Below are 17,343 nucleotides of genomic sequence, written 5' to 3' on the forward strand. Positions count from 1 at the left end.
TTAATTATTCAAGCACCATTTAGAAGAGTTTCCACTTACAACTCTTTAAGGAGTTTTCCATCGATGAGACAAATAAATCCAAATCATTTTAAAATAACCAATTTAAATTTAATTGAAATCAGTTGATAGCATACGAACTGATTATTGTTTCGTGTTTATAGAAAGAAGATCGTTGTAATATTTATGAATTCAGATAATAATCCCAATATAAAAGCCGTCTTTTTTGATATTGACGGAACCTTATTCAGTTTAAAAAGCAAAACTATTCCGGAGTCTACTCAGGAGTCTATCAGAAAACTTCGGGAAAAAGGTATCAAGGTTATCGTAGCAACAGGGCGTTCCATTAATGATCTCCATCATGTTAATTCAATTGAGTTTGACGGTTTTCTGACATTCAATGGTGGCTATTGTATGACTGTTGATGGCGAGGTGATGTTCAAACAGGCCATCCATCCGGAAGATATCAAGAATCTTATTCGGTACTCCGAGCAATCTGATGTAGGTTTTTCCCTTATGTATGAAGACAAAGTGCAGATCAGCCACGCCACTCCAAAGGTTGTACAGCTTTATACTAATCTTAACCTTAAGGTTCCGCCGCTTTACGATAAAAATAATTCTGATATTGAAAATGTTTTACAGGTTAATATTTTTATCGATCCTCAGGATGAAGAATCCTTTATGCAGAAAGTGATGCCCAATTCCTTATCATCCAGATGGACGCCGTTATTTGCTGATGTCAATCCGGGTGGTGTGAGTAAGCAGAAAGGTGTCGAAAATTTCTGCAAACATTTTAATATCGATGTGTCGGAGACAATGGCATTTGGTGATGGAGGTAATGATATTTCAATGCTCAGATTCGTTAAAATTGGAGTTGCGATGGGTAATGCCAGTCACAATGTAAAAGAAGCGGCTGATTATGTCACAACAGATGTCGACAGTAACGGAGTCGAATCTGCGTTGAAGCACTTTGGTCTTTTATAATAATTATTATAATCGATTTAACTTATTTCATCAAATATTAATTCCTGTATTTGAGAAAATTAGTAAAATGGAAAAATTTTAAAATAGTCCCGAAAAAAAACAGCTCTAGGCATAGAACTTGTAAAGCAAGATGCTATGAACGCTAAAGAATTAAGAATAGGAAATCTTGTTTCCGATATCAATACAGGAGACAATGTGCAGGTGGATATCAAAATTATCCAAAGTATTATGAATGGGAAAACCAATTATAAACCAATTGACCTGAATGACGAATGGTTTAAAAAGTTTGGCTTTTCAAAAGAACATTTCGGTTACTATTATGAAAATATTTACGAATTCTCAGTACTCGCATCCAGAAACAATGCTTATATAGTGCGCTGGGGTAATCAGGTTTTGGCCGGAGCAGAGCCTATCCGTTACGTTCACGAACTCCAAAATATATTCTATGCACTCAAAGGGATAGACATTCCTATGAAAAGACTGTACAAGAATATAATGAGCCAGGCTTTGTCCAGCTTTGCATAGGAGAGTAATTCCTATCATAAAATGTTTCAATAAAAATATAACGCCGGTTTCTTAACTGGCGTTTTTTATAATTGGATTACATATGGGTTCTAAATAGTTTGCGATGCCTCTATATTTCCTGTCGTAAAACAAAACTCCGAAGTTTTAACTTCGGAGCTTATTTTTAGAAATTTACCCTTATATCGGCAGGACTTCTCATTATAATCGTGATCTTGTCCATATCATCTATGATTTCATAGTCAGCTTCCTCGTAGCTGTCATTGTCTTTCTTTTCGTGGATATCAATCTCAGAAAATCCTACCTCATCTCTTGGGATGTCGAGTAAAAACTTGTTTGTATTTTCTGGTCTTCTGAAATGCTCTTTTGTAAAATCTATAAACTGCATAATAATTTGTTTTTCGGTGTAAAATCCTTTTATCAAAATGCGTGCAAATCTTTTTCGAAGTCGTTTCTGAAGATTGATAATAGAACCTTGTTTTTTGCCGGATACTATTGATTGTTAATAATATAATAAATTTATTTTTTTTGAAAAATTTATAATCATAAAATTTTATTTTAACACTATTTCTAAAATTTAGACCGATTTAGAAAAATTCTTCATAAAAAACAAATATATTTGTTGTGAATAAAATTGTCGATTTTAAAATAAGAATCGACAATGAATAAAGTTGATATGAAAAAGAGAGTAATGATTTTTGATGATGATGAAGCGATTCTGGAGGTATTGCAGCTCGTACTCTCTAATGCAGGCTATGAGATTGAAGTGTCAAATACTTCTAATGATGTTCTTGCAGATGTTAGTGCATTTCAACCGGATATCATATTGATGGATCATCATATCCCAGCCATTGGCGGAATCGAAGCTACAAGATTATTAAGAGAACACGGCGATTTCGGTCGCATCCCGGTATTGTACGTCAGCGCCAGCAATAACATCGAAAAGTATAAAGAAACTTCAGGCGCAGATGATTATATCAAAAAACCATTTGACATTGATCATCTGGAAGCTAAAATCGCCAATTATCTCACAACGTGATTGACATCATTTCAAAACTTTTTAATATCAAAATTCTGTTTTGTACCGAGTATGTAATCTAATCAGTTTTACATCTAAGTAAATAGGTTTTTTACCGAATTTCTTATTAAAATGTTAATTAATTTCCTCCAAAGAACTATCTCTCAAAATGTGGTTCAAATATTGTAATGGTCAGTTATTATTAATTATAAAACCAGAGCGATATAATGATTGTAAAACCTTCTCAATTTGGAGTTAATGCTGATGAGCTTTCTGTCCGTTCTCTTATCTATTTTATCATCGAGCTGGAAAACCTGCTAAGATACATTGGCAAACATCTTTTGTCAACTGGTGAAACGATTGCTGTTGCAGAAAGTGTGACATCGGGATTTTTACAATTTTCATTTTCTCAGATGAAAGACGCTTCAAAATTTTATAAGGGTGGAATGACAGCTTATACATTGGAAGAAAAAGTTAACCTCCTTAACGTTAATGGAGATGAGGCTTTGAAACACGACTGCGTTTCAGCAGGTATAGCAGAGACAATGGCCCTGAATGTAGCCAGGTTATATAATTCGGATTGGTCAATTGCGGTGACAGGTTATGCAACGCCGACTGAATCATCCAATGGAAAACTATATTCTTATTTTGCGATTACTTATAGAGGTGAGGTGATTTTGTCCGAAAAATTGGATCTACATTCCAGAACCAAATCTGTCAACGCTCAATTATATTATTCCGAATTTATTCTCGGCTGCTTTAAAATAGAATTGGATAAACAAAAAGAGGAAAAAGCGTCTTGATATTAGTTTAATATTAAGGAATGAGATGAATTTTTATTTTAAATCTTATTAACCAAAGCAGTGATTTCCTCAACCAAAATTTTGACTTGTAACGGTCTTTTCTTCTCGTCAACGTCGAGTCTGTTGTAAAAGCCAGTTTTGACAATAACTATATTGTGTTCCGGGATGTTATTGTAAAATTTTAAAACTCTATAATCAATAAAACATTTTCAATTCATTAATTTATAAAATAATTTTCTCCGAATATTAATCCGTTCAAACTTTTCCTGCAAAATCTTTAAGACTCCCTTATATCTCCAATTTCACCTGATTCAATCGTAAAGAATTCAAGATAACCGAAACGGAACTGAAACTCATTGCTGCAGCAGCAATCATTGGGCTTAACAAAATTCCGAAGAAAGGGTAGAGCAGACCAGCCGCTAACGGAATCCCCAGAACATTATAAATAAAAGCGAAAAATAAGTTTTCCTTGATATTTTTCAAAAGTTTTTCACTCAGGATTTTTGATTTGGCTACACCTAAGATGTCGCCTTTTAGCAAAGTTATTTCTGCGCTTTCAATTGCGGCGTCGGTTCCTGTTCCCATTGCAATTCCGATATTGGATTGAGCCAAAGCTGGCGCATCATTGATTCCGTCGCCTGTCATCGCTACAATTTTTCCTTCGGTTTGAAGTTTTTTGATCTCGTTCATTTTATCTTCCGGGAAACAATTGGCTTTGAAATTTTTGATTCCGAGTTCTGTAGCGACTGCTTTTGCTGTGTGTTCATTGTCACCAGTCATCATTATCACTTCGATATTTTGAGAATGAAGATATTCGATGGCTTGTTTTGAAGTTGATTTTATTTTGTCTGAGAAGCTCAGGAATCCAAGAACTTTTCCAGCTTTGGCGAGATAAGAAATCGTCTTAGCTTCCTCCTGTTTCTGAATCACTTTTTGTTTTAATGATTCTGGAATTTTGATGTTGAAATGTTTCAATAAAGCGTCGTTTCCAAGTAGAATTTCTTCATTATTGATTGTTCCTTTCACACCTTTTCCAGAGATGTTCTCAAAATTCTGAACTTTCTCAAATTGTAGGTCGGTATTGTCATTTTGGGCTTGTCGAAGAGTCTCTAAAACCGCATTTGACAATGGATGTTCCGAATTCTGATTCAATGAACCAGCTAATTTTAAAATTTCATTTTTATCAGCATTTTCAAATGTTTCGATGTTGTCAAGACTTGGTTTTCCTTCCGTCAATGTTCCGGTTTTATCGGTAATCAGAACATTGATTTTGTGCATTTCTTCCAGCGCTTCAGCATTTTTGATTAAGATTCCATTTTGTGCACCTTTTCCGATTCCGACCATCAAACTCATCGGAGTTGCCAAACCTAATGCACACGGACAAGCGACAATCAAAACGGCTACTGCATTCACAAAAGCATAAATCAATTTGTTTTCGCCACCGAAAATATACCACAAAATAAATGTCAGAATAGAAATTGCAATCACAGTTGGTACAAATATCTTCGAAATCTTATCTGCTAATTTTTGAATCGGCGCTTTGCTTCGGCTGGCTTCGTTGACCATTTTGATGATTTGAGAAAGCAAGGTTTCATCACCAACTTTTTCGGCTTTCATCAGAAAACTTCCATTTCCGTTGATAGTTCCGGAAGTGACTTTATCATTTGATTTTTTCTCTACAGGAATCGGCTCTCCCGTAATCATCGATTCATCAACATTAGAATTTCCTTCGGTAATTTTCCCGTCAACAGGAATTTTTTCTCCCGGTTTTACTCTTAATATATCATTGATTTTAACTTCAGCTAATGATACTTTTTTCTCGTTTCCGTCTACAATCAGGTTGGCTGTATCGGGTGAAAGATTCATCAACGCTTCGATCGCTTTTCCTGTTTTCATATGCGCTCTGGCTTCCATCATTTGTCCCATTATCACCAAAGTCAGAATGACACAAACGGATTCGAAATAGAGTGGGATGCTTCCGCCGTGAGATAATTCGTGAGGTAAAATATCTGAAACGAATAAAGCAATTAAACTAAAAATCATAGCTGCAGCAACACCCAGAGCAATCAATGAAAACATATTGAGGTTCCAGGTTTTGAAAGAAATCCAACCACGCTTCATCACAAACCATCCTGAATAAAACAAGACGGGTAATGTCAAAATTAACTCTAAAATTGCTTGAACCTGATGAGAAAATGGCCAATCGATAAACATTCCACCCATCGATAAGATGAAAACGGGAACAGTGAACCCTAAAGCCGTCCAGAATTTTGTTTTTAATAATTTATAAGTTTCATCTTCGTGATTGTTATCTTGTGACGGTTTTGGAACGAGATCCATTCCACAGATCGGGCAATTTCCGGGTTCGTTTTGTACAATCTCGGGATGCATTGGGCAAGTATACTCAACAGTTTTCTTTTCCGGAATTTTGACCAAATCCATTCCGCAAACCGGGCAGCCGACGTTGGAATCATAAACTTTATCACCTTCGCAGAACATCGGACAATAGTATTTTCCTTCTTGATGGGTGTTTGATGTTAAATGTTTGGTATTTTGATGTGTATGTGAACTTCCAGCATCCAGCTTCTGACTTCTGACCAGATCTTCTGTAATTTCTTCCAAATGCATATGACAAACCGGACAACCTGAATCTGATTCATAAGTTTTGTCACCTTCACAAAACATCGGGCAAAAATAATCCCCTATTTTATCTTTGAAACTTTCCGGTAGGTTAGTTTTGGAATAGGTTTCAGGTTTGTTTTTGTGGTCACCACGTTCTTCTATCGGAACCAGAAACATATTACAAACCGGACATCTGCCTTGCTTGAAATAGAGTTTTTCGCCTTCACATTCCATTGGACAATAATAAACGGAACTCGGCGAGATTCTTTGACTAGGATGAAGGTGGTCGTGGTTATGATGATTGTGATTTTCCATTTTTCTTGAATTGATACTACAAATTTCTGAAAAATAGATGCCAATCAGTTATAAATAAATGGAAATATGTTATATATTATTATAATTAGAAAAAACCTCCAGAAGCTTCTGAAGGTTTAAATCTATAAAGAATTGATCTTAATTATTTTCTCGGTTTCAAAGACAAATTATCTACATAAACAGCTTGATGCACACCGTTTAATAGAACTTTCAAACCAACGTGGCTGTCTTTTTTCAGACTGATATTGATGACTTTTTTCTCTTTTGTAATTTCTTGTGGCTTAGTAATGGAAACAAAAGATTTCGGATCAGTTGCTTTACCTACTGAGAAAATTTCAAGGGAAGTTTCTCCACCATTATCTGTAATGTCAAGGCTCAAAGTATAATTTCCAGCTTTTACTTTTGGCGTGATGAGGTACATATTTTCTTTTGGATCTGTCATCGAGTAAAAAATCACTTTCTTCTCACTGGCGTACAGCATTGCTTTTCCTTTTTGTACAGTCCAGCACTTATCTATATCTTTCCAGCTGTCAAAGTTTTCTGTGATTGTAGTGACTGTTTTGCATTGTGCATTGGCAGTAATCATTCCACCAAAAGCCAAGATTCCTCCGAATATTAATTGTCTCATTTTTATTGAAATATTATGCTGTAAAAATAGCTAAAAAAGAGATTGTTGCAAAGTTTATTTTTAATGAGTCTAAATAGTTGGCTGTTTTATTAAATTCACAATAAAGAATATTTACTGTTGGTATTTAAATTAAATTGCAATATCTCATTTCATTAATCACACAAATAGTAAAGATGAAAACGAAAATAATGAAATGAAGTAAATGATGTTTTAAGATTCTTTTAATTAAATTTTCTCTTCTAATTTTTCTTTCATTAAAAGATTAAAACAGAAAGTGACTATAAGACCAATAAAAAGTAATTCTCCAATAAAAGTAAATGCTCTTGCAATTCCACTTACGAAACTTTCGCAGTCATTGTCATAAATAGCAAAATTCATAATAGTTCCATATAAAATGAAGAGAATGAAAGATTTATTGATTACAAACCTGAATATTTTCATAGAAAATACAATTTGTTGATTTTAAAAGAGTAACTAAATTATTTAAGCAGATCAATCTCAATCAAATTATTGTCTTTTGCCAATTTTTCCATTGCTATTTGGTTCAGTTATTTAATGATTTCAGCGGATGTTCTGAATTTTCCATTAGAATCGTGTTGATCAGGAATTTGTCCCACTAAATCTGCAGTAGGATTCTGACGGTAATTTTTAAATTTCTTAACAAACTGATTGTAATTTAATTCAACAATGCGGTAATTTTTCAGGTCAGGATAGACAAACTCTTTCTGGTTAGATCGTATACCTTTCAATTCCCAGGTATGACTTTTAGTTGAATCTTCGATCTTCAAAATTAAACCAGGTAAACCTTTGAATTTGTAAGGCCCATCTTGAATTGGAATTTCTTTGGTGAACCACGCTGTCCATTTTCTGCCACCAAATTCTGTGGTTGCTTTTTGAACGTCATAATTCAAAATTTTAGAAAATTCATTTGTCAATTTCCAATTAAGCTCCACATCCTGTTTTACTTTGTACTTGTCCCAAATCAAAAATGTGGTATGAAAAAGCTGATTGGAATTAGGATATTTTGTAACCCATTCACTTACTAATGCTTCGCCAGAAGGCATAGAGTTAATTCCCTTTTGATAGTCTGAAAATTGAGCAGAATCTGATGCATATCTTACAGAGCTATAATATTCTGACCGATCTTTTTGGATATTCAATATCATTATTTCTGTTTTGACATCTGCTTTGTTGGTAGAATCAGAAATGAATTTGTATTCGTAGAGAAATTGTTTGTTTTGTCCGAGAGCAAGACAAGATAATAGCAGTAAAATTAATAATTGAATATTTTTCATTGTTAATAGTTTTCAAGATCGAAATATACTGATAATTACTATGATTTTATATCAAAAAAACTTCACAGCTTCCACAAAATTCCCATCCAAAAGCAAATTATCGAAATTGTCTTTTTTGGAAACGAAAACATTAGGAATAATTTGTTCATAATAATTGCCATTTCTGTCGCTATCGTAGCCAATAGTAATTGCCATCGTGCTGCCAAAAGGTAAAGTATATTGGGTATTGGCGGTTGTTGCGCCGTAGGTTTTTTCGCCGATGAAAATAGTGTTTGGTCTGCCTTTGAAAGCGAGTGCTGTCACTTCGCCAGAACTCCCGGTAAAAAGTCCAGTGATTACTGCGACTTTTGTCTTGTCCATTAACTCGCCTTTTGGATTGATGAATGCTGGTTTTTTGGACCCGTCCAGATATTTTCCTTGGTTCAGTTTTATTTTAGAAATCATCTTTTTATTGCCGTCCAAAGTTCCCCAAACCACATTGTCACCTAACAAATCATAAAGAGCCAAAAGCATTGGTGTAGAGTTTCCACCGGTGTTGAATCTCAAATCAAGAATCCAGCCTTCGGGTTTATTGTTGGATTTGATTTCTGCAATCTTGTCATAAAGTGGTTGCGCAATTTTGTTGATGTTCTCCGGGCTAAGGTCAAAAAATAACATATTAGGCATCAGAATGTAGCCGTATTTTTCATCAATCATTTTAGCTTCGAAAGCAGGTTTGGTATCAAATTTCTTTTTCCATTGCTCAGAAAAATCATCTTTTGTAATGACTTTTCCCGTTCCCGAATATTTTTTGTTATTGTAGAAAATCAAACAATGATTGGCGTTTATTTTATCGAAGAACGGTTTGATTTCGGTTAAGGATTTTTCGAAATTATCATAACTTTTTAGCTTGTCTTTTGTTTCGGATTCTACAGTTTTCCAGTCAACAGACTTTCTGTTAAGGTAACTTTTTTCTAAAACCGAAAACAGTTCGTTATAAAAAACTTTGATGCTGTCTTGTGGTGTTTTTTGTTTTTGTGCGTTCAATCCTAAGGACAAACTGAGAATAGAAAGTATGGTTATTGTTTTTTTCATAGCCGTAATTTAGAATTATTTCTTCAGAAAATTCAGAATTATGTCGTTCAGTTTTTCCGGTTGTTCAAAAGGAACATAATGCGTGGAATTTGGAATAATCGCCAGTTCAGAATTCTTTATGAATGAATTGATGAGATTGGTGTGTTCCGGTTTGATAACATCATTGCTTCCGGCAATTACCAAAACCGGATTGTGGATATTCATAAGTTCTTTGTAGTTGATGTTGGGGTGGTTCAGCATCAGTTTGATTAATCGTGGATTTCCGGTGTTTTCAGCGAGTTGTTGTTGGAATGTTTTGATCAGGTTTTCATCTACACCACAAGGATCGAGATTGGCGCCGATTGTTACTAATTTATTGACTAATTCCGGATGTTCCAGATTGAAGGTCAATCCTGTATTTCCGCCGTCGCTCCAGCCAACGATATTCACTTTGTCGAGTTTCAGATTTTTGATGATTTTATAAAGGTCTGAAGCGAATTGATCATAAGAATAATCATCCGTTGTCAAATCTGTGCTTCTGCCTTGTCCGCGCGTATCTATTGCAATCACACGATAATGTTTTGAGAAAAAAGGAATCTGTTTGTAGAAATCAGAAATGCTTCCGTTGTTGCCATGTAGCAGCAAAAGCGGTTCGCCTTTTCCATACTCTTCGTAGTAGATTTTAGCATCATTCAAATCTATAAATTGTCCATTTCTACTTTTCCCAAATTCTGTTTTTTTAGCTTTTTCTTTATTCTCATAATAGGCAATCAACTGATTGGTTTTGAAATCGTTTTCAGTATTGTTTTCAACTTCAGCAATCTCTTTTTCATTCTTAGTTTTGTCATAACTGATATCGATATTAGAAATAAAACTACCATCAAAAGTTTCCCAATTCCCCTGACTCTGATATCTGAACAAAAGGTCTTTGGATAGCGTTTTCTTAGCAGAAATTCCGAAAACAAAATCGAAATTCTCCATAGGTTTATAATCTACCAACTGCAACGTAATAGCAATTTTATCAAGATTATTGAACATCAACCGATAATTTGATAAATCGATATTTTGCCAGCCTGTTGTTGAGGTTTTGTAAATGATATTTTCATCTAAAAGTGATTGCTCGGGAAGATCGTTTTTGACTTTATAGATATTCAGTTTCAATGTAATTTCCTGATATCTGGAACTCGGGATGATATGAAAATTATAAGATTTGAGTTTTGTCTTTTGATAAATTGGAAAAATATTTCCTTGCTCAACGGTTGGAATATTCTTGTCGAACATTTTAGAAAACGTGAGAAGAGGCTTTGACTTTTGACCAACCAGCTTTTCTTTCATTTGCTTTGCAACGATGTTGACGTTCTCGATCTGAGTCGTTTTATAATCGAGAATGATATTGGGATTTAGTTTAAGTTCGTTCGAAGAAACAGTTTTGTCCTGATATCCCGATGCACTGAAAGTAATTTTGCTATCTGAATCCTGAGGAAGTTCTAATTGATAATTACCTTTTTCATTGGTAATGGCTCCGTTTTTTGAATTCTTAATTCCGATTGAACCGTAAGCAATGATTTCGTTATCCGTGTTTTTTACAGTTCCGGAAATCTTCTGTGCTTTGAGGTTGAATCCTATCAAAAGGATTAATAGAAAAAGGAGTTTCTGCATTATCAAGTTTTAGTTATCTGTTCTAAAGACAACAAAAACGTTACAGGGTTGCCTGAGTTTTATGAATTAATTAAGATAATTTCACTTTTTCTTGATTCAATCTGAAAATCTCTTTCGCGTTGAAAACGATTACAGCAACAAATATCAATGAATAAGCACAAATCTGAATCAGATTCAATGGTTCGCCATAAACTGTACTGGCTAAGATGAATGCGATGATTGGATTGATATTCAGAATCATTCCGACTTTTGAAGAAGCTATTCCTGTTAAGGCAAACAGATTCAGTAATAATGGGACAATCGTGTACATTACTGCAATAATCTCGACAAAGAAATAAAATTTGAATTCCGTAGGAACTGGCCCCGAATAAGCCGGAAAAAACGGCAACAAAATCAAAGCTGAAATGACAATATGGAAATTCAGAATCAGAAACTTATCGAATTGCTTATTTTGGCTTTGACAAACCAGATATGCCGCATATGTGAAGCCAATTAAGCTGCTGTAAAACATATCCAAAATATTGGTGCACGACAATAAAATGCAGCCGACTAAGCTCAGAAAAACTGATAACCACTGAAGTTTACTCAGTTTATCTTTCAATATAAAATAAGCCAGAATCGTGGTGATAATCGGGCAAACTAAATAAGCGACCGACGTTGCACGAACGCTCACGTGATTCATCACATAGATAAATGAAAACCAATTCGCGGTCAACAAAATACTGCTTCCGACATTAACAATAATCGTTTTTCTTTTCGCTTTTTTAGAAATGGATTTGAAATAATTTAAGTTCTGTTTCAGTTTTTCTCTTTTGAAAAGAATCGAAACCAGCGACATTATCAATGCACAACTGAAAACCCTGTAAAAAAGAATGTCCGAAGATGCGTAAGAATGAAGTGGTTTCAGCACCAAACTAAAAGTTCCCCAAATAGAAAATGCTAAAATAGCAGCCAGATAATGTCGAAGATTGTTCAAGTCGTTGTTTCGTTTGGAATCAATTGCAAAAATAGGTAACTTTTGCTGGAAATTCTCTATAAAACTATTGATTTCCTCAATCTATAATTCCGATTTTATTATCTCCACAATCGATAAAAATACTATTACTCAGAAAGATTTTGTTTCCCAGCATTCCCGTCATTCCTGAGAACTTCATCATAGAAAACTGCGCATCGGAAAAACCTTCAACATATGTGATTTGTTTTACAGGAATCTGCAGATTTTTGAATGTGATATTTTCGTTACAGTCAGTCGTGTACGTTGTCAGAACATTGTTCCAAGACTGTGCTTTTTCGATATTGATTTTTGAATTTGGCGTTTTCAGATTTTGCCATTCTTCTTTGTAAGTCAGTAATTCGTAAGCGCTGGTTCCAGAGTCGTATAGGAATTTTCTTTCTTCGCCTTTCAATTTTCCGGAAATAATGATTCTTCTTTTTTTGAATTTGAAATCGAACAATTGATTTTTAAATCCATTCGGGATTTGATTCAAATTAAAAACAACTTGGTTGCTTTTAAAATTAATCACGGTTTTTCGGTCTTCTAAAACATCACAACCAATCGTTCCAATGATTTTGATGGTATCTTTTTCTTCGTTTTTTTCTTTAGTAAATATTTTAAATCGGTTTGATGAGATTTCAGTTTTTCCAATATAGAAAGAAGTTTCAGCCTTTTCATTATTGATAGAAATTTCTTTGATGTTTTTAATTTGATTCGAATAAAATACGGTGTAAGGCGAACCTGTGTCAAATTGCAAATAATAAGTTTCCGGATTTCCAGAAAAATGAATCGGAAGAAGCAACACGTTTTTCTCATTTCCCAACCAAGTGATGGGAATAATTCCACTTTCATTTTTGACAGTTAAATAGTTTTCTTCTGGCGTAAATTTTTGGTCGAAATAAATATATCCGCCTACCACTATCAAAACCAAAATGGCTACAAATCCTAAAGCTAATTTCTTAAAAAGTTTCATTGTCCAATTTTTCTGCAAGATTCGGTTTTTGAAACTGAATTTGAATAAAAAATGATATGACAATTTTACGTCAGTTTTATGACTTGGTTTATAAGAAGTTGTTTTTCAGTTTTATAGAAAGTGTGTTGTTTTGGTTGAGGCTAATTCCGTTTTTGATAACAATACAAAGTTTGATGACGATAAAAGCAATTAATGGAATTAAAAACAGTGGAAATTTGATAGAAAACCAATGCTGAATAAACGGACTTAAAATTAATAAAACGGAAATAATAAATGCCAAAATAATCTGAACACAAATAATACTTTTTCCTAATTCTCGATTGAGAGAATCCTGAGTTTTGTAAGTCAAAATCGCTGGAAAAATAATCCCGCCAAAAGGAATAATCAATCCTGCCAAAGCGGAGAGATTAATGAGTTTTGCTCTGTCGATTGAGATATTTTCTTTTTCCTTTGAGAATAGATTTTCCGGTTCGGTTTCCAAAGTCTGCGCAATGGCTTTCAAAGTAAAACCTTTTGGGATATTTCCGGACTCAATCCTTTGGATAGTTCTTAAAGAAAGTCCGGATTTTTCCGCTAGCTCGGTTTGAGTTAGGTTTTTGGCTTCGCGAAGGGTTTTGACTTTGGATGGCAAATTTAAATTTTATCTTAATTTATATTCAGACTTTATATAATTAATAATCTTAAGTTTATTATTTTCACTATTAATCTCTGATTGAGGTAAAGATATTTTTGTTCTCTTTATTTTATTGGAATTTTCATCTTTCCATTCAATAATATAATTATATAAAGGTTCGTCTAAGGCTAATTCATTACTTTCATCAATTTTCGTTTCTAAATTATTTTCCTTTAAAAATTTAAAAAGAACATCGTGTCCACTATTAGGATTTATTTGTTTAATATCAAAGACTTTAATTTTTTTGTTTCCATTAATTTTTTCTCCGAATTCTATAAGTTGAGATTTATAAACATTCTCTTCATTCAGTTCAATAATAAGTAGTTTATCTACAGATTTTGACTCAAAAAACCAAAATTTATAAATTGTATTCGTTTTGATTAAATCAGTACTTAAAAATGGTGAAAAATTCTCAGTGTAATTTTTGAAAGGAATTAATACTGCTTTATAATTATTTTGTGTATTACAACTTGATAAATATAAAGTCAATAAAAATAAAATTGTGTGTTTTTTCATATATTGATATTGTAATATTTAATCAAACCTTATCCAAAGCAATCCTCTTTTTCTCTTTAGAATTCAGAAACTGAGTAGGAGAGAAGCCTGTGATTTTCTTAAACTGATTAGAAAGATGCTGAACACTTTTGTAACCCAGTTTTTGTGAAATTTCTGTCAAATTCAATTCTTTGTAAAGCAATAGTTCTTTCACTTTTTCAATCTTTTGAAGAATGAAGTATTGCTCCAACGTCACGTTTTCATTCTGAGAAAAAAGCTTGGAAATAGAACTGTAATCTCTATGTAATTCTGAACTCAAGAATTCTGACAAAATAAAATCATCGCCCAGATCTTCTTCCGCAATTTTCTGAATCATCAAGGTTTTAATTTTCTCGATTTGTTTTTTAGAAGAATTTTCCAGAATTTCAAATCCAGTTGATTTGAGTTTCAAGTTCAAGGTTTGAAGTCCTTTGTCAGAAATCTCATTTTTGGTTTCAACTTCGCCTAATGAAATTTGATTAACATCAATTTTCAAATCCTCAAATATCGATTCCACCGCAGCAATGCAGCGGTTGCAAACCATATTTTTGATAGCAATTTTCATCTCACGAATTTACTGGAAATTTTAATCAAAAAAAAGCACCACGAGTTGTGATGCTTTCTAAGATTTATTTTAGATTAATTATTTAATAATCAATTTGGTATTTGATTTTTTACCTTCAGATTGTTGCGTGATGATATAAACACCCGATTGCAGATTGGTATTGATTTCGTTTCTACCTTTATTAACAATAGAAGAGAAAACAACTTTTCCGCTAATATCCTGGATTACAATATTCCCGGCATTTTCAGTTTCCAAGAAGAAATGGTTTTTACTCGGATTAGGGTAAACACTCAGTTTCGATTTCGAAACATCAGAGACAGCTAAAGTTTCCGCACAATTGTATGGCTTGAAATTAACTGTATTCGGGTTCACACTTCCGATAACAGATTGCACCATTGCATCATTAGAAAGTTCATCCTCTCTCCAGCAATTTCCGATTGCATTGACAGTAGCCGGCGTGTTGTTGAAAAAGGCCACAGTGTTTCCAGCGTTTATATTGTTTTTGAAAATATTGTTTCCATGATCATCGTCAGTTCCCAAGTCGATAACTGCATTGCTCAAAATGGTGATTCCCCAGAGATTGCCCCGGATTTGGTTATCTCTCACGATTACTTTCTGAGTTCCTGTCAAAGAAATTCCGCTTCCTCCAAGGTTAGGATTATTTTCGGTGTTATTATTTTCAATAATATTATTTCTGATAATTCCCGAGCTTCCGGCGCCTTGATGTGTAATCCCATAACGGTTATCTTTCACCGTGTTTCCTTCTATGCGGAATCTGTTAGTTCCACCCAATAAGCCGGAAACCGATATCCCTCCGGATTTTGTAATAGCTCTGTTTCCAATAATTTCATTATTAATAACTCTGGTAGAATCTACACCTGCAGGACCCATATTGATTTGAGGATAATTCCCGTTATCGGTATTATTTCCGTAGAAATAATTGTTAATGATGTCTATGGAGACAGCTCCGGACGCACCGGAATTGATGCCTGCTCTGGAGTTTTCCAAAAACTGTGAGTTTTTTACCACGTGACCTCCACCTTGAAACAGTGCTAATGCTGCGCTACTTGCAAGGCTGCCGGTGGAACCACTAAGAGAATTATTATTTTTATAAAGAATACAATTGTCCATCAAGAATCCCGTTGTCAGGACACGAACACCACCACCATATTCAACTCGGGTATTTTTCATTTCAGCTACAGATCCTTCCTCAAAACGGATTCCTCTGTAAGGCGCTGTGATATCGCTTGCTGTGATTGTAAAATTAGTTGCTGTTGTTTTGTATTCTCCATAAACGAAAATGCCAACGCCAGAATTTACTTTCAATGTTGTATTTTCATCAATAAGAAGTTTGTCCGTTGCAGAAAGTGTAAGGTCAGCCGTCAAATTGTAATCTGTGCCATTTTTAACCAAAACTGTTGGTGCCGCAGCCGATAAACTTGTCAATGTGTAGCTGGTTCCGTTGCCCGGACTTGTGAATTGTGCGTTAAGAAAAGCGCAGCAACCCACAAAAAAAAGTGTCATTTTTTTCATAAGCAAATTTTTATTCTTTTAAACGTCTTATAATATCGCAACTGTTGCGATATCATAATAGAAAAATTTTCTGTTATCAAATTTAGATAATGTATTTTATTTTCAACCTAATATATTTGTGAAAATTTTTTAGTATGTTTTCAGAAATTATTGCCGGCACAATGCGTTGGGGGATTTGGGGAGCAAATCATTCCGAAAAAGAAGTTCAGAAGTTGATTGACGTTTGTCTGGAAGAAAATATCACAACATTCGATCACGCCGACATCTATGGCGGTCATACCACCGAGGAACTTTTTGGAAATGCCTGGAAAGAAATGGATATCGATAGAGATAAAGTTCAGTTTATCTCTAAGTGTGGCATTGTAATGAATTCTGGAAAGAAACCTTCTCCTCTCAAATATTATAATTACGATTCTGACTACATTCAAAGTTGTGTTGATGGAAGTTTGAAGAATTTAAAAACAGATTATCTGGATGTTTTATTATTGCACCGTCCGTCACCGCTAATGAATCCTGAAGAAATTGCTGATACATTTCAAATTTTAAAAGATCAGGGAAAAGTGAAACATTTTGGTGTAAGTAATTTTTCGGTTTCTCAATTTGAATTAATCAATCGATATTTTCCATTAGTTACTAATCAGATTGAAGTTTCTGTGAATGAGATCGCTGCTTTTGATAATGGAATTTTGGATCAGTTGATACTGAGAAATCTGAGACCTACAGCCTGGTCGGTTATGGGAAATTATTTCACTGAAAAAACTATACAGAATATAAGAATTAAAAACATAATCGAAATTCTTTGCCAGAAATATAACGCTCAAGAAAATCAAGTATTATTAGCATTTATCCTGAAACATCCTGCCAGAATCATTCCTGTTATTGGAACCTCACAGGCAGAAACAATTAAAGTGCTGAATCAATCTTTATCAATTAATCTGGAAATAGAAGATTGGTTCAGAATATTGGAAGCGATTAAAGGGAAAGAAGTGGATTAGATAAGTTTTTAAGCTGCTGATTTTAAGAATGTTTCAATATTAATAATAATTCATTAATGATATTTCAAAATTAATTGTATCTTGCGGTATTATTATATCGAAATCAATAATTTGTTCATTCAGGCTTGTTGTTTTTCCTTTATAATGATTAAAACAACATTATAACTTAATTTTTTTAAA

18 protein-coding genes are annotated in these 17,343 nt (G+C 33.9%); 5 read left to right on the forward strand and 13 right to left on the reverse strand.

Annotated features, from left to right (window positions below):
• Nucleotides 1–183 precede the first annotated feature (183 nt).
• Nucleotides 184–981 carry a Cof-type HAD-IIB family hydrolase gene (locus tag BXY58_RS14185; protein ID WP_120214523.1) on the forward strand — a complete coding sequence of 266 codons (798 nt, stop codon included), beginning with the start codon at nt 184–186 and terminating at the stop codon, nt 979–981.
• Nucleotides 982–1,116: 135 nt separating this feature from the next.
• A complete protein-coding gene (locus BXY58_RS14190) occupies nt 1,117–1,506 on the forward strand; it encodes a hypothetical protein (RefSeq protein ID WP_120214524.1) in 390 nt (129 codons plus the stop codon).
• Between the two features lie 163 nt (nt 1,507–1,669).
• Here BXY58_RS14190 and BXY58_RS14195 read toward each other — a convergent pair whose 3' ends face one another.
• On the reverse strand, nt 1,670–1,891 hold the full coding sequence (locus tag BXY58_RS14195) for a hypothetical protein (protein WP_147366852.1): 222 nt from the start codon (nt 1,889–1,891) through the stop codon (nt 1,670–1,672).
• A gap of 288 nt (nt 1,892–2,179) precedes the next feature.
• Between BXY58_RS14195 and BXY58_RS14200 the strand changes: the two genes are divergently transcribed.
• Together BXY58_RS14200 and BXY58_RS14205 are read left to right on the forward strand one after the other, a co-directional pair.
• Nucleotides 2,180–2,542: a response regulator gene (locus tag BXY58_RS14200; protein WP_229728451.1), complete on the forward strand. Its 363-nt coding sequence runs from the start codon at nt 2,180–2,182 to the stop codon at nt 2,540–2,542.
• 206 nt (nt 2,543–2,748) lie between these two features.
• A complete protein-coding gene (locus tag BXY58_RS14205; protein WP_120214527.1) occupies nt 2,749–3,324 on the forward strand; it encodes a CinA family protein in 576 nt (191 codons plus the stop codon).
• Nucleotides 3,325–3,612: 288 nt separating this feature from the next.
• On the opposite strand, the gene BXY58_RS14210 is transcribed toward BXY58_RS14205, so the two are convergent.
• From BXY58_RS14210 to BXY58_RS14265, 12 genes are all read right to left on the reverse strand, one after another.
• Entirely contained in the window at nt 3,613–6,261 is a 2,649-nt protein-coding gene (locus tag BXY58_RS14210) for a copper-transporting P-type ATPase (RefSeq protein ID WP_120214528.1), read from the reverse strand.
• A gap of 142 nt (nt 6,262–6,403) precedes the next feature.
• Nucleotides 6,404–6,889: a hypothetical protein gene (locus BXY58_RS14215; protein ID WP_120214529.1), complete on the reverse strand. Its 486-nt coding sequence runs from the start codon at nt 6,887–6,889 to the stop codon at nt 6,404–6,406.
• 225 nt (nt 6,890–7,114) lie between these two features.
• Nucleotides 7,115–7,330 (reverse strand): hypothetical protein, encoded by a 216-nt coding sequence (locus BXY58_RS14220; RefSeq protein ID WP_120214530.1) that lies wholly within the window; start codon nt 7,328–7,330, stop codon nt 7,115–7,117.
• Nucleotides 7,331–7,437: 107 nt separating this feature from the next.
• Nucleotides 7,438–8,184: a GLPGLI family protein gene (locus BXY58_RS14225; RefSeq protein WP_120214531.1), complete on the reverse strand. Its 747-nt coding sequence runs from the start codon at nt 8,182–8,184 to the stop codon at nt 7,438–7,440.
• Nucleotides 8,185–8,235: 51 nt separating this feature from the next.
• Nucleotides 8,236–9,258, reverse strand: a complete 1,023-nt coding sequence (locus tag BXY58_RS14230; protein ID WP_120214532.1) for a S41 family peptidase — start codon at nt 9,256–9,258, stop codon at nt 8,236–8,238.
• Between the two features lie 15 nt (nt 9,259–9,273).
• A complete protein-coding gene (locus BXY58_RS14235; protein WP_120214533.1) occupies nt 9,274–10,896 on the reverse strand; it encodes an alpha/beta fold hydrolase in 1,623 nt (540 codons plus the stop codon).
• Nucleotides 10,897–10,966: 70 nt separating this feature from the next.
• Nucleotides 10,967–11,872 (reverse strand): EamA family transporter, encoded by a 906-nt coding sequence (locus BXY58_RS14240; protein WP_120214534.1) that lies wholly within the window; start codon nt 11,870–11,872, stop codon nt 10,967–10,969.
• 76 nt (nt 11,873–11,948) lie between these two features.
• Nucleotides 11,949–12,863 carry a hypothetical protein gene (locus BXY58_RS14245; protein ID WP_120214580.1) on the reverse strand — a complete coding sequence of 305 codons (915 nt, stop codon included), beginning with the start codon at nt 12,861–12,863 and terminating at the stop codon, nt 11,949–11,951.
• A gap of 88 nt (nt 12,864–12,951) precedes the next feature.
• The gene (locus tag BXY58_RS14250; protein ID WP_120214535.1) at nt 12,952–13,494 is read right to left on the reverse strand and encodes a helix-turn-helix domain-containing protein; all 543 of its coding nucleotides are present in this window, start codon (nt 13,492–13,494) and stop codon (nt 12,952–12,954) included.
• A gap of 9 nt (nt 13,495–13,503) precedes the next feature.
• Nucleotides 13,504–14,052, reverse strand: coding sequence for a hypothetical protein (locus tag BXY58_RS14255; RefSeq protein WP_120214536.1), 549 nt, complete (start codon nt 14,050–14,052; stop codon nt 13,504–13,506).
• 22 nt (nt 14,053–14,074) lie between these two features.
• Nucleotides 14,075–14,635, reverse strand: coding sequence for a helix-turn-helix domain-containing protein (locus BXY58_RS14260; protein ID WP_120214537.1), 561 nt, complete (start codon nt 14,633–14,635; stop codon nt 14,075–14,077).
• 78 nt (nt 14,636–14,713) lie between these two features.
• Nucleotides 14,714–16,168 (reverse strand): T9SS type A sorting domain-containing protein, encoded by a 1,455-nt coding sequence (locus BXY58_RS14265; RefSeq protein WP_120214538.1) that lies wholly within the window; start codon nt 16,166–16,168, stop codon nt 14,714–14,716.
• Between the two features lie 134 nt (nt 16,169–16,302).
• Here BXY58_RS14265 and BXY58_RS14270 point away from each other — a divergent pair, with 134 nt between their 5' ends.
• Nucleotides 16,303–17,163: an aldo/keto reductase gene (locus tag BXY58_RS14270; protein WP_120214539.1), complete on the forward strand. Its 861-nt coding sequence runs from the start codon at nt 16,303–16,305 to the stop codon at nt 17,161–17,163.
• Nucleotides 17,164–17,343 lie beyond the last annotated feature (180 nt).

The sequence above is a fragment of the Epilithonimonas arachidiradicis genome, from assembly GCF_003610695.1.
Lineage (GTDB): Bacteria > Bacteroidota > Bacteroidia > Flavobacteriales > Weeksellaceae > Epilithonimonas > Epilithonimonas arachidiradicis.

Excerpts from the sequence above, each read along its gene's own strand:
- BXY58_RS14185 (WP_120214523.1), top strand. The coding sequence starts at position 184 with ATGAATTCAGATAATAATCCCAATATAAAAGCCGTCTTTTTTGATATT.
- BXY58_RS14190 (WP_120214524.1), top strand. The coding sequence starts at position 1,117 with ATGAACGCTAAAGAATTAAGAATAGGAAATCTTGTTTCCGATATCAAT.
- BXY58_RS14195 (WP_147366852.1), bottom strand. The coding sequence starts at position 1,891 with ATGCAGTTTATAGATTTTACAAAAGAGCATTTCAGAAGACCAGAAAAT.
- BXY58_RS14200 (WP_229728451.1), top strand. The coding sequence starts at position 2,180 with ATGAAAAAGAGAGTAATGATTTTTGATGATGATGAAGCGATTCTGGAG.
- BXY58_RS14205 (WP_120214527.1), top strand. The coding sequence starts at position 2,749 with ATGATTGTAAAACCTTCTCAATTTGGAGTTAATGCTGATGAGCTTTCT.
- BXY58_RS14210 (WP_120214528.1), bottom strand. The coding sequence starts at position 6,261 with ATGGAAAATCACAATCATCATAACCACGACCACCTTCATCCTAGTCAA.
- BXY58_RS14215 (WP_120214529.1), bottom strand. The coding sequence starts at position 6,889 with ATGAGACAATTAATATTCGGAGGAATCTTGGCTTTTGGTGGAATGATT.
- BXY58_RS14220 (WP_120214530.1), bottom strand. The coding sequence starts at position 7,330 with ATGAAAATATTCAGGTTTGTAATCAATAAATCTTTCATTCTCTTCATT.
- BXY58_RS14225 (WP_120214531.1), bottom strand. The coding sequence starts at position 8,184 with ATGAAAAATATTCAATTATTAATTTTACTGCTATTATCTTGTCTTGCT.
- BXY58_RS14230 (WP_120214532.1), bottom strand. The coding sequence starts at position 9,258 with ATGAAAAAAACAATAACCATACTTTCTATTCTCAGTTTGTCCTTAGGA.
- BXY58_RS14235 (WP_120214533.1), bottom strand. The coding sequence starts at position 10,896 with ATGCAGAAACTCCTTTTTCTATTAATCCTTTTGATAGGATTCAACCTC.
- BXY58_RS14245 (WP_120214580.1), bottom strand. The coding sequence starts at position 12,863 with ATGAAACTTTTTAAGAAATTAGCTTTAGGATTTGTAGCCATTTTGGTT.
- BXY58_RS14255 (WP_120214536.1), bottom strand. The coding sequence starts at position 14,052 with ATGAAAAAACACACAATTTTATTTTTATTGACTTTATATTTATCAAGT.
- BXY58_RS14260 (WP_120214537.1), bottom strand. The coding sequence starts at position 14,635 with ATGAAAATTGCTATCAAAAATATGGTTTGCAACCGCTGCATTGCTGCG.
- BXY58_RS14265 (WP_120214538.1), bottom strand. The coding sequence starts at position 16,168 with ATGAAAAAAATGACACTTTTTTTTGTGGGTTGCTGCGCTTTTCTTAAC.
- BXY58_RS14270 (WP_120214539.1), top strand. The coding sequence starts at position 16,303 with ATGTTTTCAGAAATTATTGCCGGCACAATGCGTTGGGGGATTTGGGGA.